This is a genomic window from Streptomyces sp. NPDC034111, from assembly GCF_055575375.1.
Genome location: NZ_JBVIST010000034.1, coordinates 1 through 25,115 on the forward strand (window position 1 = coordinate 1; position 25,115 = coordinate 25,115).

Here is a 25,115-nt window from a genome sequence, read left to right on the forward strand (position 1 = left end):
CGGCACGATCACCGCTCAGCCCCGCGAGGGCGGCGGTCTGGTGATGCGGGTGGTGCTGCCGCTCTGACCTGCCGCTCAGGGCGGGCCACAGGGCGGTTGTACGGCCGCTGGAGCCGCTGGGGACCCCCCTGCGCGGTCCCTCGGACATCTGTGCGTACGATCGCCCGTCTCGCGGCCGTACGCCGCCCCGCCTCCCGGTTTGACGAAACGGGGGGTGGGCGGGGATCCTTCGCCACGTTCGCTTTGCGCGGAATTGTGCCGGTCTGGCCGCCGGGCATCGTGTGTGTGATCGCTCACAGACGCGATTTTCCAGCCATCTACGCTCCGTGATCAAAATGCCTGGTGGAATGCCGGGGAAGTCCGGGTTTCCGGAGGGCAGGATCACGGGAAGTACAGGTGATGGGCTCCGCGAGGTGCGACATTCGGACCGTGTACGGTCCTGATCGCCATCCAAACCGATCACCTCTTCAGGGGTGCGGTTGGGTGTCGATTGAGTAACAGACCTTGATGTGAGGCAAAATCTCCGCCTCAGGTCGGGCACAAGTCCGGCCTCTCACGCGTTACGAGCGCTGAGACACCGCAGACACCCAGAGGGGGAGAGCGAAAATGGCTACGGATTACGACACCCCACGCAAGACCGATGACGACCTCAACGAGGACAGCATCGAGGAGCTGAAGTCGCGGCGGAACGACAAGTCCGCCTCGGCCGTCGACGTCGACGAGTTCGAGCAGGCCGAGGGCCTGGAGCTTCCTGGCGCCGACCTGTCCAACGAAGAGCTGGCGGTGCGCGTCCTGCCCAAGCAGCAGGACGAGTTCACCTGCATGAGCTGCTTCCTGGTCCACCACCGCAGCCAGCTGGCGGAGGAGAAGAACGGTCAGCCGATCTGCCGCGACTGCGCGGCCTGAGTCCGGTCTACGCCGTGGCAGGCGTGAACCCGTTCCGTAAGGGCCCCAAGGGCGTCAGCGGCCCGGCGGCCGGCGCACGATCACGCGAGGAAACCGCGCCCGTGCCCGCCGACCCGACCGCCCTTCCCCCGGAGCGGACGACCGGCGCACTGGAGGAGCGGGGCCACACGGCCTCGCTCGCGGACCCGGCTGGGCCCGATGCCACCGGAACCAAAGCGGTCCGGCGGCGCAGCCGGGTGCGGACCTGGCTCGCCGTGATCGCCGACCGGATCATCGCCACCGCCCCGCGCATCCCGGTCCGCGACCTGGCCACGCTGCGGACCCAGTTCCCCGGCCTGACCCCCGAGGAACTGGCCGACAAGCTGGTCGCGGGCGCCTGCGCGGGCACCGCCACCGTCGGCGCGGGCGTGGGCGCGGCAGCGATGCTGCCCGTACCGCCCGCCATGCCGGCCGAGCTGGCCGCCGAGGTCACCGGCGTGGCCTCGGTCGAGATCAAACTGATCGCCGAGCTCCACGAGGTCTACGGACTGCGGCCGCCGGGCAACTTCCGGCAGCGCGCGACGGCCTATCTGACGTCCTGGACGGAGGAGCGCGGCATCGACCTCACCAAACCGGCGACGCTGAACGCCGCCCTCGGCGGGCAGATGAAGCGCGAACTGCGCCAGCAGATCATGAAGCGCACACTGCGCAATCTGCCCAACCTCACGCCGTTCATGATCGGCGCCACCGTCGGCGCGTTCATGAACCGCCGCGACACCAGGAAACTCGCCGAAAAGATCCGCAAGGACCTGCGGACGCGGCAGGTCCCCTGGGACGCCTCTCCCACGCCCGGCGACTGACGCGGGCCCCCGGCCGCCGCTCAGGCGCGTACGGCCGCCAGCGCCGCCACCAGACGCTCCGGATGCCGCGTCGAGAGGTAGGCGTAGGGCGTCGGGTCGTCCGGATCCGTGATCTCCACCCGCACCGCGGTACGGACATAGCTGCGCAGCAGCATGAAGGCCCGGGCATCGGCCTTGTGCGTCCGCCACGCCAGGGCCTCCTCGGCGTCCAGCGCCCGGGCCTCGCCCAGCGCCGAGGCCGGGATCTTCGCGTCCCCGGCGATCAGCGCACCGCCCACCACCCGGATCCGCACCGAGCCGTACGAGCTCACCGCCACCGCGGACAGCGCCGCGCCGCCGATCAGCCCGCCGAGCATCGGCAGCGTCCCCACCGGGAGCAGCATCAGGGCACAGGCGACACCGATCAGCGCGGCGATCACCCACCAGGAGCGGGGCGCGGTGAGACGTTCTTCGTACGACGGCATGGCTCCAGCTTGGCACGGCGGCGCAGGCGCCTTATGCGCGCGGGTAGGGTCTGCACTCGTGAGTGGAACTGACAGAACGAGGTCGGGGCTGCCGCGGCTGGTGCCACCGAAGGACGCCGTCGCTCCGGTCCGGCACGCCGATGCGCCGGCGCCCGGAGAACTCCTCGGCGCGCACTACGACCGCTGCTTCGGATGCGGCAACGGCCAGCCACACGGCCTGCACCTGGAGGCGCGGGCCGGCGAGGGCGTGAGCGTACGGGCCGAGTTCACCGTCAAGGAGGCCCACCAGGGCGCGCCGGGCCTGGCGCACGGCGGCGTGCTGGCCACCGCGCTGGACGAGACGCTCGGCTCGCTGAACTGGCTGCTGCGGGTGATCGCGGTGACCGGCCGGCTGGAGACCGATTTCGTACGGCCGGTGCCGCTGGGCACGGTGCTGCACCTGGACGCGAAGGCCACCGCGGTGCACGGCCGGAAGATCTACTCGACGGCCGTGGGGCGGATAGGCGCCCCCGACGGCCCGGTGGCGGTGCGCGCCGAGGCGGTCTTCATCGAGGTGAAGGTCGACCACTTCATCGAGAACGGAAGGACCGAGGAGATCCAGGCGGCGATGGCCGACCCGGACCAGGTCAAGCGAACGCGTGCGTTTGAGGTGAACCCGTGAGTCAGGTACGGAATCCGGTGGATGTGCTGCTGCGGCGGCTGGACCCGGAGGTGCCCGTTCCGTCGTACGGACATCCCGGCGACGCGGGCGTGGATCTGGTGACCACCGAGGCCGCCGAGCTGGCGCCGGGGGAGCGGGCCGTGCTGCCCACCGGAGTGTCGATCGCGCTCCCTGACGGGTATGCGGCATTTGTGCACCCCCGGTCCGGGCTCGCAGCGCGCTGTGGACTGGCGCTGGTGAATGCCCCCGGGACGGTGGATGCCGGGTACCGTGGAGAGATCAAGGTGATCGTGGTCAATCTCGACCCGCGCGAGAGCGTGCGGTTCGAGAGGTTCGACCGGATCGCCCAACTGGTCGTCCAGCAGGTCGAGAAGGTGCGCTTCCACGAGGTGGCGGAACTTCCCGGCTCGGCGCGGGCCGAGGGGGGATTCGGTTCCACCGGCGGTCATGCGGCGGTGGACGGCTCCACGGGCGGGAATGAATACGCATCGGTCGGTGCCGACCGGGAAGGACAGTGACGTGTTCGGACGTCGCAAGAAGAACGAGGCTCCTGCGGAGCCGGCCAAGGACACCGCGTTCGACGACGAGCAAGCGGTGAGCGGCGCCGAAGAGGACGAGGCGACGCAGCAGCGGCTCAGTCTTCCGCCCGCGCCGCGTCCCGACGGCCCCTGGGACGCGTCGGAGGTCAAGGACCCCGGCGAGGGCCGGGTGGACCTCGGCGGCCTCTACGTGCCGGGTGTCGAGGGCATGGAGCTGCGGGTGGAGGTCGCCGGTGACGCGATCGTCGCCGCGACGGTGGTGCTTCAGGACAGCGCCGTACAGTTGCAGGCCTTCGCCGCCCCCAGGAACGAGGGGATCTGGGGCGAGGTGCGCGAGGAGATCGCGTCCGGCATCACCCAGCAGGGCGGGGTCATCGACGAGGTCGAGGGCCCGCTGGGCTGGGAGCTGCGCGCCCAGGTACCCGTACAGCTGCCGGACGGCACGAACGGCGTGCAGGTCGTGCGCTTCATCGGCGTCGACGGCCCCCGGTGGTTCCTGCGCGGTGTGATCTCGGGCCAGGGCGCGGTGCAGCCGCAGGCCGCCGGCGTGCTGGAGCACATTTTCCGGGACACCGTCGTCATCCGTGGCGACGGCCCGATGGCGCCGCGCGACCCGATCGTCCTGAAGCTGCCGGACGACGCGCAGATGGTGCCGGACGGTGTGCAGCAGGATTCGGCCGAGCAGTCCCGCTTCGGCGGCGGCGTGGAGCGGCTGGAGCGCGGACCGGAGATCACCGAGATCCGCTGACACCCTCCGGGGCCGAGGGGCGCACAGCAGCGCCCAGGTCGGCCGGAACATAACGGTCCGCAGGGCCCGTACCCCCGTCGAGGGGGTGCGGGCCCTCGGTGTTTGTGCAGGTCAGGCCCAGACGCGTAGGGATTCCGTCAACGGGGCGCCAATGGCCGTAAGGGAGGCGTCAACGACATTCAAGCCGCGCCGGAAGGGCGCTTTGCTGTGGGGGTCCTCGTCTCCCCGTCCCTCTAGGAGCACCCGATGGCCGACGTGGCCTTCGTCGTCGTCACGCTCGCGGTCTTCGCGTTGGTGGCCCTCGTCGCCAAGGGGGTGACGAAGCTGTGACCGTCGAGAACATCGTCGGCCTGATCGTTGCCGTCGCCCTGCTGGGCTACCTGATCCTCGCGCTCGTCTTCCCGGAGAGGTTCTGAGGTGACGATCGCTGCTGCCGCAGCGGGCCAGATGAGCCCCCTGCTTGCGGGCGTGCTCCAGCTGACAGCGCTCATCGCGGCGCTGGTCCTGGCGTACCGGCCCCTCGGCGACTACATGGCCGCCGTCTACAGTTCCCCCAAGCACCTCCGTATCGAGAAGATCATCTACCGCTGCATCGGTGCCAATGCCGATGCCGAGATGCGCTGGCCCGCCTACCTGCGCGCCGTCCTGGCCTTCTCCCTGGCGGGTGTCCTCTTCCTCTACCTGCTACAGCGCCTCCAGGGCGGTATGCCGCTGTCGCTCGGCTTCGCTTCGATCAGCCCGGACCAGGCGTTCAACACCGCCGCGTCCTTCGTCGCCAACACCAACTGGCAGTCCTACAGCGGCGAGCAGGCCATGGGCCACGTCGTGCAGACCGCCGGTCTCGCGGTGCAGAACTTCGTCTCCGCCGCCACCGGCATCGCCGTCGCCGTCGCCCTCGTCCGCGGCTTCGCCAGGTCGCGTACCGGCGAACTCGGCAACTTCTGGGCCGACCTGGTGCGCGGCACCGTACGGGTGCTCGTCCCGATCGCGGTCATCGGCGCCCTCGTCCTGGTCGCCTGCGGCGCCGTCCAGAACTTCTCCGGCATCCACGAGGTCGGGCAGTTCATGGGCGGCTCCCAGCAGACCAACGGCGGCGCGGTGGCCTCCCAGGAAGTCATCAAGGAGCTGGGCACCAACGGAGGCGGCTACTTCAACGCCAACTCCGCCCACCCCTTCGAGAACCCCAACGCCTTCACCAACCTCTTCGAGATCTTCCTGATCCTGGTCATCCCGTTCGCGCTGACCCGCACCTTCGGCAAGCTCGTCGGGAACGTGCGGCAGGGCTACGCCGTCCTGGCCACGATGGGCGTCATCTGGCTCGGCTTCACCGCCCTGATGATGTGGACCGAGTTCGCGCACGGCGGCCCGGCCCTGCAAGCCGCGGGCGCCGCCATGGAGGGCAAGGAGACCCGCTTCGGCGTCGGCGCCTCATCGATCTTCGCGGTGGCCACCACCCTCACCTCCACCGGAGCCGTCAACTCCTTCCACTCCTCCTTCACGGCCTTCGGCGGCGGCCTCCAGCTGCTGGGCATGATGCTCGGTGAGATCGCCCCCGGCGGTGTGGGCTCCGGCCTCTACGGCATGCTCGTCATGGCCGTCATCGCGGTGTTCATCGCCGGCCTGATGGTGGGCCGCACGCCCGAATACCTCGGCAAGAAGATCGGCACCCGGGAGATCAAGCTCGCGGCCTGCTACCTCCTCATCACGCCGACGCTGGTGCTCGGCTTCTCCGCCGCCTCGATGGTGCTGCCGGACGCGCTGGGCTCGATGCTCAACACCAAGGCGCTGAACGCCGGTTCGCACGGCTTCTCCGAGGTCCTCTACGCGTTCACCTCCGGCGCCAACAACAACGGCTCCGCCTTCGCCGGCCTGAACGCCAACACCCCCTGGTACAACACCACGATCGGTCTGGCGATGCTGCTCGGCCGCTTCCTGCCGATGGTGTTCGTGCTCGCCCTGGCCGGCTCGCTCGCCGAGCAGAAGCCGGTCCCGGAGACCGCGGGCACCCTGCGTACCGAAAAGCCGCTCTTCGCCGGGCTGCTCGCCGGCACGATCCTGATCATCACCGGTCTGACCTACTTCCCGGCGCTGGCCCTCGGGCCGCTGGCGGAGGGCCTGTCATGACCGCCCCCGTGAAACCGGAGGAGCCCGGCTCCATGACTCCTAGCTCGACAGCCACTCCGACGCGCGTTCCGCACCAGGACCTCCCCAGCGGGCACCAGCCCGGCGACGGCCGCGTGGGCGGCGGTCTCTTCGACCCCAAGCAGCTGGTCAAGTCCTTCCCGGACGCGATACGCAAGCTCGACCCGCGGGTGATGGTCAAGTCCCCCGTGATGTTCGTGGTCGAGGTCGGCTCCGTGCTGACCACGTTCTTCGCCCTCATGTCACCCTCGGACCTGTTCGGCTGGGCGATCGCCGTCTGGCTGTGGCTGACCGTCATCTTCGCCAACCTGGCCGAGGCGGTCGCCGAGGGCCGCGGCAAGGCCCAGGCCGACACGCTCCGCAAGGCCAAGACCGACACCGTGGCGCGCCGGCTCAACGGTGAGGCCGAGGAGCAGGTTCCGGGGACCGAGCTGCGCATCGGTGACCTGGTGGTCTGCGAGGCCGGCGACATCATCCCCGGTGACGGCGATGTCGTCGAAGGCGTCGCCTCCGTCGACGAGTCGGCGATCACCGGCGAATCGGCTCCGGTGATCCGCGAGTCCGGCGGTGACCGCTCCGCCGTCACGGGCGGCACCAAGGTGCTCTCCGACCGCATCGTCATCAAGATCACGACGAGGCCCGGTGAGACCTTCATCGACCGGATGATCAACCTCGTCGAGGGCGCCGCACGGCAGAAGACCCCCAACGAGATCGCCCTGAACATCCTGCTGGCCTCGCTCACCATCGTCTTCCTGCTCGCCGTCGTCACCCTCCAGCCGTTCGCGATCTACGCGGGCGCCGAGCAGCCCATGATCGTGCTGCTCGCCCTGCTGGTCTGCCTGATCCCGACGACGATCGGCGCGCTGCTCTCGGCCATCGGCATCGCCGGAATGGACCGGCTCGTCCAGCGCAACGTCCTGGCCATGTCCGGCCGCGCCGTCGAAGCCGCGGGCGATGTCTCCACGCTGCTGCTGGACAAGACCGGCACCATCACCCTCGGCAACCGCCAGGCCGCCGAGTTCGTCCCCGTACGCGGGACCACCGAGGCCGAGGTCGCGGACGCCGCCCAGCTCTCCTCGCTGGCCGACGAGACGCCCGAGGGCCGCTCCATCGTCGTCCTCGCCAAGGAGAAGTACGGGCTGCGCGAGCGCCACCAGGGCGAGCTGGAGCACGCCGAGTGGATCGCCTTCACCGCCCAGACCCGTATGTCGGGTGTGGACATCGACGGCCGCAAGGTCCGCAAGGGCGCGTCGGGTTCGGTCATCGCCTGGGTCCAGGAGCGCGGCGGCGAGGTCGCCGACGACGCCCAGCAGCTCACCGACGCCATCTCGCAGGCCGGTGGCACCCCGCTGCTGGTCGCGCTGGAGGACGAGCGCGGGCCACGCGTCCTGGGGGTCATCCACCTCAAGGACGTCGTCAAGGAAGGCATGCGCGAACGCTTCGACGAGCTGCGCAAGATGGGCATCAAGACCGTCATGATCACGGGCGACAACCCGCTGACGGCCAAGGCCATCGCCGACGAGGCGGGCGTGGACGACTTCCTCGCGGAAGCCACCCCCGAGGACAAGATGGCGCTCATCAAGCGCGAACAGGCCGGCGGCAAGCTGGTCGCCATGACCGGCGACGGGACGAACGACGCTCCGGCCCTCGCCCAGGCGGACGTCGGCGTGGCGATGAACACCGGAACGTCGGCCGCCAAGGAGGCCGGCAACATGGTCGACCTCGACTCGAACCCGACCAAGCTCATCGAGATCGTCGAGATCGGCAAGCAACTGCTGATCACCCGGGGCGCACTGACGACCTTCTCGATCGCCAACGATGTCGCGAAGTACTTCGCGATCATCCCGGCGATGTTCGCGGTGGCTTACCCGGGCCTGGACACTCTGAACATCATGCGGCTCTCCAGCCCCAACTCGGCGATCCTCTCGGCGATCGTCTTCAACGCGCTGATCATCGTCGCGCTGGTCCCGCTCGCCCTCAAAGGCGTGCAGTACCGCCCGGTCAGCGCCGACAAGATGCTGCGCCGCAACCTCGCCGTCTACGGGCTCGGCGGCCTGATCGCCCCGTTCATCGGCATCAAACTCATCGACCTGCTCATCTCCCTCATCCCCGGGATCGGGTGACCGCCATGAACAACTCGGTAAGCAACACCGCCCGGTTGATCGGAGCAGGGGTACGCGCCCTGCTCGTCCTGACCGTGATCTGCGGGGTCCTGTACCCGCTGGTGGTCACCGGAGTGGCGCAGGCGGCCTTCCACCACAAGGCCAACGGCTCCGAGGTGGAGTCCCACGGCAAGGTCGTCGGTTCGGCCCTGCTCGGCCAGCGCTACGACAAAGGCAAGGAAAAGGGCAAGGACAAGAACGGCAACCCGATCCCGGATCTCAGGTTCTTCCAGCCGCGCCCGTCGGCGGGACTGGGCAGCAACAGGACCAACGGCGTCAACACCCAGTACGACCTCCAGGTCTCCGGTGCCTCCAACCTGGGCGCCTCCAACACCGACCTCGTCAAGGCGGTGAACGAACGGAAGAAGTGGGTCTCCGACACGTACGGCGTCCCCGCCTCGAAGGTCCCGGCGGACGCGGTCACCTCCTCCGGCTCCGGCCTCGACCCGGACATCTCGCCGGAGTACGCGCAGCTTCAGGCCGACCGGGTGGCCAGGGAGAACCGTCTGCCCGCCGCCAAGGTGCGTCAGCTGGTCGAGCACCACACCGACGGGCGCATCCTGGGCTTCATGGGCGAACCGCGGGTGAATGTTCTGGAGTTGAACGTCGCGCTGAAGGAGTTGGTGGCGGCCGGGTGAGGTAGGGGCCAAGGGCCAGGGCGAGAGCTGACCACTGCCGAGAAGAGCGCAACGGTGGCCCCCGGGGAGCAGATGCCCCGGGGGCCGTCGCGTGGTTCCCCGGGCTGATCCAGAGTTATCCACAGGCGTTGCCTGCCGATTCGAGCGGTACGCATACTGACATCACCGGCGGGCAGCGCAGCCCAGCGCTGGGCGATCCGAAGCGACCGAAGCGACCGAAGCGATCAGCCCAATACCTGCCCTTCGCCGGGAAGTTGAGCAAACACGGGGGAGCGGGGGAAGGCTCATGAACGACAGGACAAGCCGAAGCGGAAGCGCAACAGAAACCACCACGGAAGTCACCACGGAAGTCACCACGGGAGCCACCACCGCAGTGACAACGGGAAGCCCAACCGGTGAGCGCCGGGCGGCCGCGGCCGCGACCGCGGCCACGACCTCTGCCTCAGCCGGTGCGCAAGTCCTCGACGCCATGGTCGTCGCAGAGGATCTGCACCGTAGCTACGGCAGCGGCGCCGGCGCCGTACACGCCCTGCGCGGGGTCTCCTGCCGCGTCCCGCGCGGCGAACTGGTCGCCCTGCGCGGCCGCTCCGGGTCCGGCAAGACCACCCTCCTCAACCTCATCGGTGGCCTGGACTCCCCGGACTCCGGACGGATCACCGTCGACGGCACGCCGCTCGCCGACCTCGGTGAGAGCGAACTGCTGGAAATGCGCCGCGACCGCATAGGTTTCGTCTTCCAGTCCTTCGGGCTGATCCCGATACTCACCGCCGCCGAAAACGTCGGAGTGCCGCTGCGGCTGCGCAAGGTCCCACCGCGCGAGCGCGAAGAGCGCGTCGCACTGCTGCTGTCCCTGGTGGGCCTCGCCGACCACGCCGAGCAGAGACCTGGTGAGCTCTCCGGTGGCCAGCAACAACGCGTGGCCATAGCCCGCGCACTCGCCAACCATCCCGCCCTGCTGATCGCCGATGAACCGACCGGCCAACTGGACGCCGACACGGGCATGGAGGTGATGGAACTGCTGCGCGCAGTGGTCCACAGCGAAGGCGTTACTGCCCTCGTCGCCACCCACGACCCCAACCTCCTCGGCCTCGCCGACCGCGTCCTTGAACTGAACGACGGCCTGATAACGGACCGGAGCGAAGCCGACGCCGGCTGAACTGCGGGCTGAATTACAGCCTTCCAGAGCGTCGGCAACGGGTGGGATCGTCAGCGCGTTCCCGACCGTAGGGCGTTGTGCGCCTGCTGCAACAGGCTGGGCGCCACCGCGCGGTGTTTTGCGGATGCCGGCGTCCAGATGCGTGCCGCCACTGCCGGACGGTCGTACTTCAAGAACGTCGCCAACGACACCTGGCCGTCGCCGGCCTGGACGACGAGATGGCCGGTCAGGAACCAGGAGTTCGCCTCCAGTCTGATCCAGTCGTCGCCGCCATCAGCGATCTTCCAGCCGGCCAGGTGGCCCGGCGTACCTCGCCTCTTGAGGCGCAGGCCGAGGAGTATGCGCCAGATGACCTGCCCCTGCCGGCCCGCGATGTCTTCGAACATGACACGGGCCCACTGCTCGGGTGACCAGTCCGAGGCCTCACTGGTCGTGAGGGTGAAGAGGTCGATGTGGTCGGGGTCGGCCATCGTGCTGAGGGACCGGATCGACTCCGGGATGTCGTGTTGTTGCCGGGCGGTTGTCATGGAGGTCCTCTCAGGTGAACTGCCTGGATCCACGCTGTGGTTGGTTCCTGGTCCGACGTTCATACGCCTGGCTCCTCTCGGGTCAGCCCAGTAGCGGTGCTGCGTCCGTCAGGTAACATACATCCATGTCTGTATGTGAAGCGAGGTGCCCCTGATGGAGACCTCGAAGGGCGGCCGGCGGACGCAGGCGGACCGTCGGGCCCGGACCAGGAGTGCTCTGCTGGAGGCCGCGGCTCGTGGGCTGTCCCGGTACGGGTACGCCAACTTGGTGCTGGAGCGCGTGGCCGGCGAGGCGGGCTATACACGTGGCGCGCTGTACCACCAGTTCGCCAACAAGGAAGAGCTGGCACTGGCGGTGGTGAAGTGGGTTGAGGAGACCTGGAACGCCGAGGTCGGCCGGCAGGCCGCCGAGGCGGCCGACCCGGTCGATGCCCTGCTGGTGATGGCGCGGGGCCACGCCGTTTACTGCCGCCGCGACGTGGCCCGCGTCATGATGACGTTGCAGATCGAGTTCGCCGACCAGGACCATCCGGTCGGCCGGGCCCTCGACGAGATCGGTGAGCGGCTCATCGCCGACTGCGCCGGCTGGATCGATGCCGGACGCCGCAGCGGCGCGATCCCGCCCGGCCCGCCGCCCCAGGAGACGGCGCTGGCGTATCTCGGTGCCCTTTCGGGGCTCGTCATCCAAATCGCAGGACACGCCCCCTTCGACGTCGAGCTCGCCGAAAGGGCGGTCAGGGGCGTGCTCGGTCTGCCGCCCGCGCCCCTCACGGCCGACCCACAGAGCTCAGGGGGCGCCGTCCCAGCTGCGCACACCCACACGGAGGCCCACCGATGAGACTCCCCAGCACCGCACACACCACTCGTCCCTGGCGGATACACGAAGTGGCCCATGACTTCGAGGTCGAGGACGTGTGGGCGCTGCCGACGCCAGGAGGCCCGGACGACTTCAACAGGTTGCTGGCGGTGATGGTGTCCCGTGACTTCCCCGGCGACTCCCCGCTCATCGTCCGCGTGCTCTGGGCGCTCCGGTGGAAGATCGGCGCGGTGTGCGGCTGGGACCGCCCGGACGCCGGGCTCGGCGCGAGGACCGCGACCCTGCGGGACCGCCTGCCGGCCGAGCTGCGAGATGCTCCGCGTGGTCCGGAGCTGCCGAGGTTCAACTCGCTCTACCTGTGTGACGACGAGTGGGCGGCCGAGCTGGCCAACCGGACGGTGCACACGGTCATGCACCTCGGCTGGGTCCCGGACGGGTCAGGGGGCTATCGCGGTCAGATGGCTGTCCTGGTGAAGCCCAACGGCGTGTTCGGAAAGGCCTACATGGCCGCGATCAAGCCGTTCCGGTACCTCTTCGTGTACCCGGCCCTGATGCGCAGTTACGAGAGCGGGTGGCGGGCCACCTCATAGCCGGCCGGCGCCTCGACGACGGTGACCAACCGTTCGGCCATGCTCGGAGTGCGGCCGATCGCGGACGTGACCGACGGGGCGCCATCGCATTCAGTCACAGCGAGGCCGCGGGCCGAGCACGCGGTCTCGGCACCCCACCGCAAAGAGATTGACGAGGAGTTGAGCCGCTGGTTGAGACGGGACCCGTGGGAGAGGAGAGGGAGCCCGCTTACCAGACGTCGCCTTCGCGCCAGTCGCAGGTGAGGTCGGTGTCGAGGTCGAGGGGGGTTGCGGGGGTGGGGAGGACGTAGAGGCAGCCGTCCTCGTCGGGGGTGCGCCGGATGCCGTCGGGGGTGAGGGTCGAGGAGGGGCCGCGCCAGAGCTGCCAGCCGCGGGCCGAGTAGAAGGCGGCAGCCTCGTCGGAGGCACCCAGTGCGCCGAGGTCGTAGCCGCCGCGGATCACCCGCTCCAGGGCGTCCATCATGGCCGCGCCATGGCCCCGGCCGCGCCGGTCCGCGCGCACGGCCACGCCCTCGACGTATCCGCAGCGCAGCGCCCGGCCGCCGTGCAGCAGGCGGCGCTGGACCACGGACGCATGCCCGATCAGTGCGCCGTCCTCGTGGACCAGGGCATGCAGACCGCCGAGGGCGTGCTCCCAGTCCTCGGCCGTCATGTCGTCGAAGACGTCGTAGAGGAGTGCGCGGGCCGCCTTCAGGGTCTGCGGGTCCAGATCGGCGGTGTGGGCGAGGCGGAGGTCGGTCGGGGCGGTGCCGGCGTGGTCCGTCGTCCGCACGGTGAGGTGGGCGGCGGTCCCGGACGCCGGGAGGTGAGCCTCGGTCATATGGGCATGGTCGCAGGTGGGCCGGGGCGCGGCGACGGCATTTTTCCGGACACCCGACCGGTTCCTCCGCGTCCCCCGTCAGCTGCCCCGGGAAACGCCCGCCCCCATGACCGCGCGCTCCGCCCCACCCCTCCCACGCCCCGTAACCCCTCCCGCGCCCCGTATCAGAGTCGCGTCAAGACCGGGCTCGAAGTCGTCATCCGAGGCTTTTGTTCCGTTGGCCGGTCGGTAGGGTCGCACCAGGTTCAGCCCGGTGGGGGCCGCCTTCACGTAAGACAATGAGGCCATGGCACGCGGCAAGCTACGGATATACCTCGGTGCGGCACCGGGCGTCGGCAAGACGTACTCGATGCTGTCCGAGGCGCACCGTCGCGTCGAGCGCGGCACGGACGTCGTGGTGGCATTCGTCGAGCACCACGGCAGACCGCGGACCGAGGTCATGCTGCACGGTCTGGAGCAGATCCAGCGCCGGGAGCTGGAGTACCGCGGCGCCACCTTCACCGAAATGGACGTCGACGCGGTCCTGGAGCGCAAGCCGGCCGTGGCAGTCGTCGACGAGCTGGCGCACACCAATGTGCCCGGCTCGCGCAACCACAAGCGCTGGCAGGACATCGAGGAGCTGCTGGAAGCCGGGATCCATGTGATCTCGACGGTCAACATCCAGCACCTGGAGTCGCTCGGGGATGTCGTCGAGTCGATAACGGGCGTCCGGCAGCGCGAGACCGTGCCGGACGAGATCGTCCGGCGGGCCGACCAGATCGAGCTGGTCGACATGTCGCCACAGGCGATCCGGCGTCGTATGGCGCACGGCAACATCTACCAGCCCGACAAGGTGGACGCCGCGCTCTCCCACTACTTCCGGCCGGGCAACCTCACCGCGCTGCGCGAGCTGGCCCTGCTCTGGGTCGCCGACCGGGTCGACGAGTACCTCCAGGAGTACCGCGCCGAGCATTCCATCCGCTCGACCTGGCAGGCGCGTGAGCGGATCGTCGTCGGGCTGACGGGCGGGCCGGAGGGGCGTACGCTCATCCGCCGCGCGGCCCGGATGGCGGCCAAGGGGTCGGGGAGCGAGGTGCTCGCCGTCTACATAGCCCGCAGTGACGGGCTGACCTCGGCCTCGCCGAAGGAACTCGCCGTCCAGCGCACCCTGGTCGAAGACCTGGGAGGGACGTTTCATCACGTCATCGGCGACGACATACCGAGCGCGCTGCTGGAGTTCGCCCGCGGGGTGAACGCCACCCAGATCGTGCTGGGGTCGAGCCGCCGCAAGGCCTGGCAGTACGTCTTCGGGCCGGGGGTGGGCGCGACAGTCGCCCGCGACTCCGGACCCGACCTCGACGTGCACATCGTCACCCACGAGGAGGTCGCCAAGGGCCGGGGGCTGCCGGTGGCCCGCGGCGCGCGGCTGGGGCGGGCCCGGATCATCGCCGGCTGGCTCGTCGGCGTCGCCGGTCCCGTGCTGCTCTCGTTGCTGCTGACCAGCCTCGCCAACGGTCCCGGGCTGGCCAATGACGTCCTGCTGTTCCTGTTCCTGACCGTCGTCGCGGCGCTGCTCGGCGGTCGGCTGCCGGCGCTGGCGTCGGCCGCGGTCGGCTCGCTGCTGCTGAACTTCTACTTCACGCCGCCCACCCACACCCTCACGGTCGACGACCCCAAGAACATCGTTGCCATCGTGATCTTCTTCGCGGTGGCGGTGTCCGTCGCCTCGGTGGTGGACCTCGCCGCCCGCCGCACCGATCAGGCCGCCAGGCTGCGCGCCGAGTCGGAGATCCTTTCCTTCCTCGCGGGCAGCGTGCTGCGCGGTGAGACGACGCTGAACGCCCTGCTGGAGCGGGTGCGGGAGACCTTCGGCATGGACACCGTGGCGCTGCTGGAGCGCCGCAGCGATGTCGACCCGTGGACCTGTGCGGGCCGGGCCGATGGCTCCGACAGCACCGGCAGTGCCGAGGACAAGCCGCTGCTGCGTCCCGAGGACGCGGACGTCGACATGCCGGTGGGCGACCATATGGCGCTGGCGCTGACCGGCCGGGTGCTGCCCGCGGAGGACCGCCGGGTACTGGCCGCGTTCGCCGCCCAGGCCGCCGTCGTACTGGACCGGCAGCGGCTGGTGGGGGAGGCGGAGCGGGCCCGCGAGCTGGCCGAGGGCAACCGCATCCGTACGGCGCTGCTGGCCGCGGTCAGCCACGATCTGCGCACCCCGCTGGCGAGCATCAAGGCCTCCGTCACCTCCCTGCGCTCCGACGACGTCGCCTGGTCCCCGGAGGACGAGGCGGAGCTGCTGGCCGGTATCGAGGCGGGCGCGGACCGGCTGGACCACCTGGTGGGCAATCTGCTGGACATGTCCCGGTTGCAGACCGGCACGGTCACCCCGCTGATCCGCGAGATCGACCTCGACGAGGTGGTGCCGATGGCGCTGGGCGGCGTACCGGAGGGCAGCGTCACCCTCGACATCCCTGAGGAGCTGCCGATGGTGGCGGTCGATCCGGGGCTGCTGGAACGTTCGGTCGCCAATCTCGTCGAGAACGCCGTGAAGTACAGCCCGGACGGCGAGGCGGTGCTGGTCGCGGCCAGCGCGCTCGGCGACCGGGTGGAGCTGCGGATCGCCGACCGCGGTCCGGGCGTGCCCGACAGCGCCAAGGACCGGATCTTCGAACCGTTCCAGCGCTATGGCGACGCCCCGCGCGGCGCGGGCGTGGGTCTCGGCCTGGCCGTGGCGCGTGGCTTCGCGGAGGCGATGGGCGGCACGCTCGCTGCCGAGGACACCCCCGGAGGCGGTATGACCATGGTGCTGACCCTGCGGGCCGCGGTCGGCCGGCCGCCGGTCATGCCCGACCTTCCGGCTCAGGTCACGACATGAGCCGTACGGACCGCACTCACCACACACCCGCGGGGTCGGCCCGCGAGGAGACGACACCACGAGGAGAACGCCAGTGAACCGGGTGCTTGTGGTCGATGACGAGCCGCAGATCGTCCGCGCCCTCGTGATCAACCTGAAAGCGCGCAAGTACGAGGTCGACGCCGCCCCCGACGGGGCCACCGCCCTCAAGCTCGCGGCCGCCCGCCACCCCGATGTCATCGTCCTGGACCTCGGCCTCCCCGATATGGACGGGGTCGAGGTGATCAAGGGGCTGCGGGGCTGGACGCGGGTGCCGATCCTGGTGCTCTCCGCGCGGCAGACCTCCGACGAGAAGGTGGAGGCGCTGGACGCGGGCGCGGACGACTATGTGACCAAGCCGTTCGGCATGGACGAGCTGCTGGCCCGGCTGCGGGCGGCGGTGCGGCGGGCCGAGCCCACCGGGCCGGCCGACGACGAGGTGATCGTGGAGACCGAGGGCTTCACCGTCGACCTCGCGGCCAAGAAGGTCAACCGCGGCGGCCGGGACATCCGGCTCACCCCGACGGAGTGGCACCTGCTGGAGGTCCTGGTCCGCAACGCCGGGCGGCTGGTCAGCCAGAAGCAACTGCTCCAGGAGGTCTGGGGCCCCTCGTACGGCACCGAGACCAACTATCTGCGGGTCTACATGGCCCAGCTCCGCCGCAAGCTGGAGAGCGACCCCTCCCACCCGAGGCACTTCATCACCGAGCCGGGGATGGGGTATCGGTTCGAGCAGTGAGGTGCGGGTCCGGGGTGGGGCCGGCCGGGGGTCCGGGGGTTGGCCCCCGGGGGACACAGCATCACCGAGCCGGGGATGGGGTATCGGTTCGAGCAGTGAGGTGCGGGTCCGCGGGCGGCATGGCGGCAGGAGGCGGGGCTCGTCGGCTCGTCGGCCGTCCGAAAGACCGCTGTGGACGCCGTTATTCGCCGGGCCGGGCACCGGTACGCTGGGTGCATGAGTGCTGGTACCCGACCCGAGAAGCCGGCCGGTCGCTTCCGCCGGATGCTCGACAGGCTGTCCTCCTCCGAGGAGGAGTTGCAGTCCGCCGAGTTGCAGCAGGATGCGCAGGACGCGGGGTGTACCCGTATCAGCGACTGTGACGACCGCCAGATAGTGAAGGTCACCGGCACCCTGCGGCATGTCACGCTGCGGCCGCGTGCCGGTGTGCCCGCGCTCGAGGCGGAGCTGTTCGACGGCTCCGCGGCGCTCGATGTGGTGTGGCTCGGACGCCGCTCCATCGTCGGGATCGAGCCGGGCCGTAAGCTCATCGCCTCGGGCCGGGTCTCCTTGAGCCACGGACGCCGGGTGCTCTTCAACCCGAAGTACGAACTCCGACCGCTCGGACAGGAGTAGCCGGTGACGTCTTACGACCGACCGACCACTGACGCGGATGACCAGCGCCGCACCGAAGCCTCCGCAGACCCCTCGCCGGGGCCTGCGGCCGACGGCAGACAGACCACCGAAGCGGCGCTGTTCGAGGCGTTCGGCGGGGTCCGCGGCATGGTGGAGACCGTGGTCCCCGGCCTGCTGTTCGTCGCGATCTTCACGGTCAACAAGGACCTGCACATCTCGGCGATCGCCGCACTGGCCGTCTCGCTGGTGCTGGCGGCCATCCGCCTGATCCGTAAGGACACCATCAAGCACGCCTTCAGCGGCGTCTTCGGGGTGGCCTTCGGCGTGGTCTTCGCGATGATGACCGGCAACGCCAAGGACTTCTACCTGCCGGGCATGCTCTACACCCTCGGGCTGGCGGTGGCGTACATCGTCACCACGCTCGCCGGGGTCCCGCTGATCGGGCTGATCCTGGGCCCGGTGTTCAAGGAGAACCTCTCCTGGCGCACCCGTAACCCGGGCCGGAAGAAGGCGTACGCCAAGGCCAGCTGGGCCTGGGGGCTGATCCTGCTCGCCAAGTGCGCGGTGCTCTTCCCGCTGTACTGGTGGGCGGACACCACCCAGCTCGGCTGGGTGCTGATCGCGCTGAAGATCCCGCCGTTCCTGCTCGCGGTCTACCTCACCTGGGTCTTCCTGATGAAGGCGCCGGCGCCGATCGACGTCTTCGCCGAGATGGAAGCGAAGGAGAAGGCGGAGGAGGAGGCCGCGGAGCGGCGCCGCAAGGAGCGCGAGGTCCTGGACGTGGTCGCCGACGAAATCTTCGGGGACGTGGTGGCGGAGGCCGCCGCGGAGGCCGGCACCGACCGCCCGCCGCGGGGGAAGCCGCGCCACCGCCGCTGACCCGTCGGCGACCGGCCGGCGCCTCTGCGTACACACCGAACGCCGGGGGCCCGGGAACGAGACGTATCGTTCCCGGGCCCCCGGCGTTCACTGCATATCCGGCGCGGTGCCAGGGGCTGTCTAGGCGTCCTCGCGCCGCACCGACAGCAGATCCTCCAGCTGCTCCTCGCGCGACTGCGCCGCCACGAACAGCAGCTCGTCGCCCGCCTCCAGCGCGTCCTCCTTGTTGGGCGTGAGCACCCGCGTCCCGCGGATGATCGTGACCAGGGAGGTGTCCTCGGGCCACTCCACATCGCCGACCCGGGTGCCGGCCAGTGCGGCCTCGGGCGGCAGCGTCAGCTCGACGAGGTTGGCGTCGCCGTGGCTGAAGCGCAGCAGCCGCACCAGGTCACCGACGCTCACCGCCTCCTCGACCAGCGCCGACATCAGGCGCGGCGTCGAGACCGCGACATCCACGCCCCAGGACTCGTTGAACAGCCACTCGTTCTTCGGGTTGTTCACCCGGGCGACCACCCGGGGTACGCCGTACTCGGTCTTGGCGAGCAGCGAGACGACCAGGTTGACCTTGTCGTCGCCGGTCGCCGCGATGACGACGTTGCAGCGCTGGAGCGCCGCCTCGTCGAGCGAGGTGATCTCGCAGGCATCGGCCAGCAGCCACTCCGCCAGCGGCACCCGCTCGACCGAGATGGCGGTCGGCGCCTTGTCGATGAGCAGGATCTCGTGACCGTTTTCCAGGAGCTCTCCGGCGATGGATCGGCCCACCGCCCCCGCACCCGCGATTGCGACCCTCATGTGTGCGCTCCCTCAGGACCCGTGGCGAATGCCGCTTCGACCTTCTCGACCTCGTCGGTGCGCATCATGACGTGCACCAGATCGCCCTCCTGCAACACGGTCTGCGAGGTCGGCAGCATTGCTTCGCCCAGCCGGGTGAGGAAGGCGACGCGGACGCCGGTCGCCTCCTGAAGCGTGCTGATCTTGTGCCCGACCCAGGAGGGGGCGGTGTGCACCTCGGCGAGCTGGACGCCCCCGCTGGGGTCCCGCCACAGCGGTTCGGCGCCCGACGGCAGCAGCCGGCGCAGCATCTGGTCGGCCGTCCAGCGGACGGTGGCGACGGTGGGGATGCCCAGGCGCTGGTAGACCTCGGCACGCCGCGGGTCGTAGATACGGGCGGCGACGTTCTCGACGCCGAACATCTCGCGGGCCACCCGGGCGGCGATGATGTTGGAGTTGTCACCGCTGGAGACGGCCGCGAAGGCGCCCGCCTCCTCGATGCCGGCCTCACGCAGCGTGTCCTGGTCGAAGCCGACGCCGGTCACCCGGCGGCCGCCGAAGGTCGAGCCCAGGCGGCGGAACGCGGTCGGGTCCCGGTCGACCACCGCGATGGTGTGACCCTGGCTCTCCAAGGTCTGCGCGAGCGCGGAGCCCACCCGCCCGCACCCCATGATGACGATGTGCATGCTGATTACCCCGTGCCCTGTACTAGCGCGCTGACCTGCACAAACACCCTGCTCACTACCTTCTTCTCCCAGTACCGGCGACACGAGGCCCGAGCTCGTGACACGGACCGGGTGCGGCAGCGGGAGCGCCGGGCGCACCGTGGTCCGGTACAACCGTATCCGTAATGCCGCTTCCCGTAGGGGGCGCGGTGGGCACCGATCGGTTGCGGCCGGCCGTCGGGTGCGACCGCTTCCCGCGCCGGGCTGCGCCGCGGGAGGCCCGTAAGGCACGCTACGAGGTGTGCCCAATCTGCCTCTCCAGCCCCAACAGGGCTACTCCGCCCCGCACATGGTGGTCTGCGGCGACGATGCGCTCGCGCACCGGCTCGCCGCCGAGCTCCGGGACGTCTACGGCGAACGGGTGACGCTGGTCGTCCCCTCCGCCCGCGAGACGCACCGTCCCCGGATCCCACCGCCGGCCCGCGCGCTCGACCGGGCCACCGCGCTGCTCGGCCGGGTCTCGGCGGCGATGGCCCGTACCTCGCTGCCGCCGTCCGAGCCACCGGCCGACGGGGAGGGCGAGGCGCCGGAGGAGGCCGTACGGATCCTGGAGTCGGCGCAGCCGGACGACGCGGCGCTGAGCGCGGCGGGCATCGCCGAGGCCGAGGCGCTGGCCCTGGTCTACGACGACGATGAACTCAACATCCACGCCGCGCTGCGGGCCCGCCGGCTCAACCCCCGGCTGCGGCTGGTCATCCGGCTCTACAACCGCAAACTGGGGCAGCATCTGGAGGAACTGCTGGACCAGGCCGCGATGGTCACGTCCCCCGGCGCCGGGGATGCCGGTCCTGCCGCCGGCGCCGCCGCGGACGATGCCTCCACGACCGTCCTGTCCGACGCCGACACCGTGGCCCCCGCCCTGGCGGCCACCGCGGTCGCCGGCACCAGCAAGGTCATCGAGGCGGACGGGCTGCTGCTGCGGGCCGCGGAGCGTGCGCCGGTGCCTCCCGGCCGGCCCGGCGGCCCGGCTCTGTGCACCCTCGCGCTGCTCTCCCCCTCCGCCAGCGACCCCGCGTCCGCCGCCAACTCCCCCTCGGACGCGCAGAGTTCGGGCAGCGACGAGGGGCCCGTCCTGCTGCCGGACGAGGCCGAGGCCGCCTCTGCCGTCGGCTGCGGGACCGTCGTCCTGGAGACCGTCTCCTATACGGGGCACACGGTGCGCCGGCGCTGGCTGCGCGGCCGGGGCGCACCGCTCGCCTCGCTCTTCTCCCGGCGGCTGCGCTGGTCGCTGGCCGGTGTCGTGGGCGCGGTGCTGGCGCTGGCCATCGCCTCCTGGGTCACCCTCGGCGAGAATCCGGTGCACGCCGCCTACCTCACGCTGCTGGATCTCTTCGCGATCAACGATCCGGCGGTCGATGAGCCGCTGCCCCGCAAGATCCTTCAGCTGCTGTCCGGGCTGACCGGTCTGTTGCTGCTGCCGGTGCTGGTCGCGGCGGCCTTCGAGGGGCTGGGCACCTTCCGCAGCGCCGCGGCGCTCCGGCGTCCGCCGCGCGGACTGTCGGGGCATGTGGTGCTGCTCGGCCTCGGCAAGGTCGGCACCCGGGTGCTGGCCCGGCTGCACGAGCTGGGCATCCCCGTCGTGTGCATCGAGGGCGACCCGGAGGCCAGGGGCATCGCGCTGGCCCGTCGGCTGCGGGTGCCGACCGTCCTGGGGGACGTCACCCAGGAAGGCGTCCTGGAGGCCGCGATGATCGAACGGTCCGCCACCCTGCTCGCGCTGACCAGCGAGGACACCACGAATCTGGAGGCCGCCCTCTACGCCCGCTCGGTCCACCCGCAGCTGCGGGTGACGCTGCGGCTCTTCGACGACCGGTTCGCCACCGCCGTCTACCGCACCCTGCGCGCCGCACATCCGCGGGCGCTGACCCGCAGCCGCAGCACCTCCTTCCTGGCCGCGCCCGCCTTCGCCGGCGCGATGATGGGGCGGCAGATCCTGGGGGCGATCCCGGTCGAGCGCCGGGTGTTGCTGGTCGCCCGGGTCGAGGTGCGCGGCCATGCGGCACTGGAGGGCCGTACGCTCGGCGAGGTGCTGCGGCCGGGGCGGCTGCGGGTGCTGGCGGTCGACACCGCCGCGCCCGACGACCCCGAGCCGGCCGCCGCGGCCGCCCCGCCGCCGGAGAAGGAGCGCGAGCCGGCACAGCTGGTGCACGAGCTGGGCGACGACTATGTGCTGCGGCCCCAGGACCGGGTGCTGCTGGTCGCCACCCGGCAGGGCCTGGGGGCGCTGCACGCCGGGCGCTCACGGACCGCAGGGGCCGGGGTGGCCGGACCGGTGTGACGGACGCCGGGCGGGCCGACGTGATGAAGACCACCGGGCCCGCCCGCGGCCGCGGACGGCGTGCGCGCGACGTGCGGATCCTGTGCAGGGACCGGGCCGGACCGCGCTCCCGGGCAGGCCGGCGGCGCCTCGTCCCGGCCCCGCCTGTACCCGGTCGGGTCGGCGGCTGGGCACGAGCGTTGACCAACCCTTAACATCCTCGGGTGTCCAAACTGACCGACGTGCCCAAACGGATCTTGATCGGGCGCGCACTGCGCAGCGACCGGCTCGGCGAGACCCTGCTGCCCAAGCGCATCGCACTCCCCGTCTTCGCCTCCGACCCGCTCTCCTCCGTGGCCTATGCGCCGGGCGAGGTGCTGCTGGTCCTGTCCGTCGCGGGTGTCTCTGCGTACAGCTTCAGCCCCTGGATCGCGGTCGCGGTCGTGGTTCTGATGTTCACGGTCGTCGCGTCGTACCGGCAGAACGTGCACGCCTACCCGAGCGGTGGCGGTGACTACGAGGTCGCCAACACCAACCTCGGCGCCAGGGCCGGTCTCACCGTCGCCAGCGCACTGCTGGTCGACTATGTGCTGACCGTCGCGGTCTCCATCTCCTCCGGAATCGAGAACCTGGGCTCGGCGATCCCGTTCGTCGTCGAACACAAGACCCTCTGCGCGATCGTGGTCATAGTCCTGCTGACCTTGATGAACCTGCGCGGCGTCAAGGAGTCCGGCAAGCTCTTCGCGATCCCGACGTACGTCTTCGTCGCCGGCGTCTTCATCATGATCATCTGGGGCGTCATCCGCGCCGTGGTCATGGGCGACACCATGAAGGCCCCCACCGCCGACTACACGATCCACGCCGAACAGGGCGGGCTGGCCGGTCTCGCGCTGGTCTTCCTCCTGCTGCGCGCCTTCTCCTCCGGCTGTGCCGCGCTCACCGGCGTCGAGGCGATCTCCAACGGCGTGCCGGCCTTCCGCAAGCCCAAGTCCAAGAACGCGGCGACCACCCTCGCCCTCATGGGCGGCCTGGCCGTCACCATGTTCTGCGGCATCATCGCCCTGGCCATGGCCACCCACGTGAGGATGGCGGAGACCCCCGCCACGGATCTGCTCGACCACGGCAAACCGGTCGGCGCCGGCTACACCCAGGACCCGGTCATCTCCCAGGTCGCCTCCGCCGTCTTCGGCAACGGCTCGTTCCTGTTCGTCGTGCTGGCCGCCGCCACCGCCCTGGTCCTCTTCCTCGCCGCCAACACCGCCTACAACGGCTTCCCGCTGCTCGGCTCGATCCTCGCCCAGGACCGCTATCTGCCCCGCCAGCTGCACACCCGCGGCGACCGGCTGGCGTTCTCCAACGGCATCGTCCTGCTGGCCGGTGCGGCGGCGATCCTCGTCTACCTCTACGGCGCGGACTCCACCCGCCTCATCCAGCTCTACATCGTCGGCGTCTTCGTCTCCTTCACCCTCAGCCAGATCGGCATGGTCCGTCACTGGAACCGCCATCTGCTCACCGAGAAGGACCCGGCTGAGCGCCGCCGGATGCACCGCTCCCGCGCCATCAACGCCTTCGGCGCCTTCTTCACCGGCCTCGTCCTGGTCGTCGTCCTCCTGACGAAGTTCACCCACGGCGCCTGGGTGGCGCTGCTCGGCATGGTCATCTTCTTTGTGACCATGTCCGCGATCCGCCGCCACTACGACCGGGTCGCCGACGAGATCGCCGCCGAAGAGACCCCCGACGACGACGTCGTACGCCCCTCCCGGGTGCACTCCCTCGTCCTGGTCTCCAAGGTGCACAAGCCCACCCTGCGCGCCCTGAACTACGCCAAGCTGATGCGCTCCGACACCCTGGAAGCGGTCAGCGTGGACGTCGACCGGGCCGACACCAAGGCCCTGCGCGAGGAGTGGGAGCGCCGCGGCATCGAGGTACCCCTGAAGATCCTGGCCTCCCCGTACCGCGAGATCACCCGCCCGATCATCGACTACGTCAAGTCACTGCGCCGGGAGAGCCCCCGCGCCGCCGTCTCCGTCTACATCCCCGAGTACGTCGTCGGCCACTGGTACGAGCACCTGCTCCACAACCAGTCCGCGCTGCGCCTCAAGGGACGGCTCCTCTTCACCCCCGGCGTCATGGTCACCTCCGTTCCCTGGCAGCTGGACTCCTCCGAGGCCGCCAAGCTGCGCGCCCGCAAGCGCGCGGAGTGGAACGCTCCGGGGGCGGTACGCCGCGGCCCGGTCAGCCAGCCGAAGAAGGAGAAGGCGGCGACCAAGAAGTAGCGGCCGGCCCCGGTCGCGGGCCGGCGCAGGACCGGCCGGGCGCGCGACCGGGCATGGCACGCCGGGACGTAGACTTGACGGCTGGCCTCCCTCCAGGGGCCGGCCACCGTCCCCTCGTTCCACCCACCTCAGGAGCCCTCCCGCCATGCAGGCAGAACCCAAGAAGTCGCTGGTCGGCGAGGAGTACGAGGTCGAGGTCGGCCCGGTCGCGCACGGCGGCCACTGCATCGCCCGCACCGAGGAGGGCCAGGTCCTCTTCGTACGCCACGCCCTGCCCGGCGAGCGCGTCATCGCCCGCGTCACCGACGGCGAGGAAGGCGCCCGCTTCCTGCGCACCGACGCCGTCTCGATCCTCGAAGCCTCCAAGGACAGGGTCGAGGCCCCCTGCCCCTTCTCCGGCCCCGGCCGCTGCGGCGGCTGCGACTGGCAGCACGCCGCACCCGGCGCCCAGCGCCGTCTGAAGTCCGCGGTCATCGCCGAACAGCTCCAGCGGCTGGCCGGCCTCTCACCCGAGGACGCCGGCTGGGACGGCACGGTCGAGCCCGCCCCCGGCGACAAGGTCGCCAAGGGCGAGGTCCCGGCCTGGCGCACCCGCGTCCAGTACGCCGTCGACGCCGAAGGCCGCGCGGGCCTGCGCAAGCACCGCTCGCACGACATCGAGCCGATCACCCACTGCATGATCGCCGCCCCCGGCGTCTCCGAACTCGGCATCGAGAACCGCAACTGGCCCCAGATCGCCACCGTCGAGGCCATCGCCGCCACCGGCTCCCACGATCGCCAGGTCATCCTCACCCCCAAGCCGGGCGGCCGCCTCCCGATCGTCGAACTCGACAAGCCGGTCTCCGTCCTCCGCGTCAACGAGAAGGACGGCGGGGTCCACCGCGTCCACGGCCGCCCCTTCGTCCGCGAACGCGCCGCCGGCCGCACCTGGCGCGTCGGCAACGGCGGCTTCTGGCAGGTCCACCCGAA

General features: G+C 70.5%; 24 protein-coding genes. 19 read left to right on the forward strand and 5 right to left on the reverse strand.

The window, feature by feature from the left end:
• Positions 1-606: 606 nt before the first annotated feature.
• Both ACZ55A_RS36535 and ACZ55A_RS36540 read left to right on the forward strand, forming a co-directional pair.
• Positions 607-906 (forward strand): DUF4193 domain-containing protein, encoded by a 300-nt coding sequence (locus ACZ55A_RS36535; RefSeq protein ID WP_033267328.1) that lies wholly within the window; start codon positions 607-609, stop codon positions 904-906.
• Between the two features lie 14 nt (positions 907-920).
• Positions 921-1,745, forward strand: coding sequence for a hypothetical protein (locus ACZ55A_RS36540; protein WP_468849335.1), 825 nt, complete (start codon positions 921-923; stop codon positions 1,743-1,745).
• A gap of 20 nt (positions 1,746-1,765) precedes the next feature.
• On the opposite strand, the gene ACZ55A_RS36545 is transcribed toward ACZ55A_RS36540, so the two are convergent.
• Positions 1,766-2,209, reverse strand: a complete 444-nt coding sequence (locus tag ACZ55A_RS36545) for a DUF3093 domain-containing protein (protein WP_468849337.1) — start codon at positions 2,207-2,209, stop codon at positions 1,766-1,768.
• Between the two features lie 58 nt (positions 2,210-2,267).
• On the opposite strand from ACZ55A_RS36545, the gene ACZ55A_RS36550 reads away from it, so the two are divergent.
• The 8 genes from ACZ55A_RS36550 (at position 2,268) to ACZ55A_RS36585 (ending at position 10,255) form a co-directional block, all read left to right on the forward strand.
• Entirely contained in the window at positions 2,268-2,870 is a 603-nt protein-coding gene (locus tag ACZ55A_RS36550) for a PaaI family thioesterase (protein WP_468849338.1), read from the forward strand.
• Positions 2,867-3,388 (forward strand): dUTP diphosphatase, encoded by a 522-nt coding sequence (gene dut / locus ACZ55A_RS36555; protein ID WP_033267324.1) that lies wholly within the window; start codon positions 2,867-2,869, stop codon positions 3,386-3,388. The genes ACZ55A_RS36550 and dut overlap by 4 nt, the downstream gene beginning before the upstream one ends.
• 1 nt (position 3,389) lies before the next feature.
• Positions 3,390-4,157, forward strand: a complete 768-nt coding sequence (locus tag ACZ55A_RS36560; RefSeq protein ID WP_468849340.1) for a DUF3710 domain-containing protein — start codon at positions 3,390-3,392, stop codon at positions 4,155-4,157.
• Positions 4,158-4,483: 326 nt separating this feature from the next.
• Positions 4,484-4,573: a K(+)-transporting ATPase subunit F gene (gene kdpF, locus ACZ55A_RS36565; RefSeq protein ID WP_397926523.1), complete on the forward strand. Its 90-nt coding sequence runs from the start codon at positions 4,484-4,486 to the stop codon at positions 4,571-4,573.
• Between the two features lie 31 nt (positions 4,574-4,604).
• Positions 4,605-6,281, forward strand: coding sequence for a potassium-transporting ATPase subunit KdpA (gene kdpA / locus ACZ55A_RS36570; protein WP_468849371.1), 1,677 nt, complete (start codon positions 4,605-4,607; stop codon positions 6,279-6,281).
• The gene (gene kdpB, locus ACZ55A_RS36575) at positions 6,278-8,422 is read left to right on the forward strand and encodes a potassium-transporting ATPase subunit KdpB (RefSeq protein WP_468849343.1); all 2,145 of its coding nucleotides are present in this window, start codon (positions 6,278-6,280) and stop codon (positions 8,420-8,422) included. The genes kdpA and kdpB overlap by 4 nt, the downstream gene beginning before the upstream one ends.
• A 5-nt stretch (positions 8,423-8,427) precedes the next feature.
• The gene (gene kdpC, locus ACZ55A_RS36580) at positions 8,428-9,099 is read left to right on the forward strand and encodes a potassium-transporting ATPase subunit KdpC (protein WP_468849345.1); all 672 of its coding nucleotides are present in this window, start codon (positions 8,428-8,430) and stop codon (positions 9,097-9,099) included.
• Positions 9,100-9,568: 469 nt separating this feature from the next.
• Positions 9,569-10,255: an ABC transporter ATP-binding protein gene (locus ACZ55A_RS36585; protein WP_468849347.1), complete on the forward strand. Its 687-nt coding sequence runs from the start codon at positions 9,569-9,571 to the stop codon at positions 10,253-10,255.
• 50 nt (positions 10,256-10,305) lie between these two features.
• Here ACZ55A_RS36585 and ACZ55A_RS36590 read toward each other — a convergent pair whose 3' ends face one another.
• Positions 10,306-10,782, reverse strand: coding sequence for a hypothetical protein (locus ACZ55A_RS36590; RefSeq protein WP_468849349.1), 477 nt, complete (start codon positions 10,780-10,782; stop codon positions 10,306-10,308).
• Positions 10,783-10,936: 154 nt separating this feature from the next.
• On the opposite strand from ACZ55A_RS36590, the gene ACZ55A_RS36595 reads away from it, so the two are divergent.
• Positions 10,937-11,620, forward strand: a complete 684-nt coding sequence (locus ACZ55A_RS36595) for a TetR family transcriptional regulator (RefSeq protein ID WP_468849351.1) — start codon at positions 10,937-10,939, stop codon at positions 11,618-11,620.
• Positions 11,617-12,189, forward strand: a complete 573-nt coding sequence (locus ACZ55A_RS36600) for a DUF2867 domain-containing protein (RefSeq protein ID WP_468849353.1) — start codon at positions 11,617-11,619, stop codon at positions 12,187-12,189. The genes ACZ55A_RS36595 and ACZ55A_RS36600 overlap by 4 nt, the downstream gene beginning before the upstream one ends.
• A gap of 208 nt (positions 12,190-12,397) precedes the next feature.
• Here ACZ55A_RS36600 and ACZ55A_RS36605 read toward each other — a convergent pair whose 3' ends face one another.
• Positions 12,398-13,009 (reverse strand): GNAT family N-acetyltransferase, encoded by a 612-nt coding sequence (locus ACZ55A_RS36605; RefSeq protein WP_468849355.1) that lies wholly within the window; start codon positions 13,007-13,009, stop codon positions 12,398-12,400.
• Between the two features lie 286 nt (positions 13,010-13,295).
• Here ACZ55A_RS36605 and ACZ55A_RS36610 point away from each other — a divergent pair, with 286 nt between their 5' ends.
• The 4 genes from ACZ55A_RS36610 to ACZ55A_RS36625 all read left to right on the forward strand — a co-directional run bounded on the left by ACZ55A_RS36610 (position 13,296) and on the right by ACZ55A_RS36625 (position 18,117).
• A complete protein-coding gene (locus ACZ55A_RS36610) occupies positions 13,296-15,866 on the forward strand; it encodes a DUF4118 domain-containing protein (protein ID WP_468849357.1) in 2,571 nt (856 codons plus the stop codon).
• 73 nt (positions 15,867-15,939) lie between these two features.
• Entirely contained in the window at positions 15,940-16,623 is a 684-nt protein-coding gene (locus ACZ55A_RS36615) for a response regulator (RefSeq protein ID WP_468849359.1), read from the forward strand.
• 216 nt (positions 16,624-16,839) lie between these two features.
• Positions 16,840-17,238 (forward strand): OB-fold nucleic acid binding domain-containing protein, encoded by a 399-nt coding sequence (locus ACZ55A_RS36620; RefSeq protein WP_468849361.1) that lies wholly within the window; start codon positions 16,840-16,842, stop codon positions 17,236-17,238.
• Between the two features lie 3 nt (positions 17,239-17,241).
• Complete coding sequence (locus ACZ55A_RS36625; protein ID WP_468849363.1) at positions 17,242-18,117, forward strand: DUF3159 domain-containing protein; 876 nt, start codon at positions 17,242-17,244, stop codon at positions 18,115-18,117.
• A 120-nt stretch (positions 18,118-18,237) separates the two neighbouring features.
• Here ACZ55A_RS36625 and ACZ55A_RS36630 read toward each other — a convergent pair whose 3' ends face one another.
• Positions 18,238-18,909 (reverse strand): potassium channel family protein, encoded by a 672-nt coding sequence (locus tag ACZ55A_RS36630; protein WP_030088864.1) that lies wholly within the window; start codon positions 18,907-18,909, stop codon positions 18,238-18,240.
• A complete protein-coding gene (locus tag ACZ55A_RS36635) occupies positions 18,906-19,574 on the reverse strand; it encodes a potassium channel family protein (RefSeq protein ID WP_468849366.1) in 669 nt (222 codons plus the stop codon). Before ACZ55A_RS36635 ends, ACZ55A_RS36630 begins: the two co-directional genes overlap by 4 nt.
• Positions 19,575-19,902: 328 nt before the next feature.
• On the opposite strand from ACZ55A_RS36635, the gene ACZ55A_RS36640 reads away from it, so the two are divergent.
• The 3 genes from ACZ55A_RS36640 to ACZ55A_RS36650 form a co-directional block, all read left to right on the forward strand.
• The gene (locus ACZ55A_RS36640; protein ID WP_468849373.1) at positions 19,903-21,891 is read left to right on the forward strand and encodes an NAD-binding protein; all 1,989 of its coding nucleotides are present in this window, start codon (positions 19,903-19,905) and stop codon (positions 21,889-21,891) included.
• A 203-nt stretch (positions 21,892-22,094) separates the two neighbouring features.
• The gene (locus ACZ55A_RS36645; RefSeq protein ID WP_468849368.1) at positions 22,095-24,146 is read left to right on the forward strand and encodes an APC family permease; all 2,052 of its coding nucleotides are present in this window, start codon (positions 22,095-22,097) and stop codon (positions 24,144-24,146) included.
• Positions 24,147-24,291: 145 nt separating this feature from the next.
• Positions 24,292-25,115, forward strand: an 824-nt coding sequence (locus tag ACZ55A_RS36650) for a class I SAM-dependent RNA methyltransferase (protein ID WP_468849370.1), incomplete at its 3' end; no start/stop codon positions are given.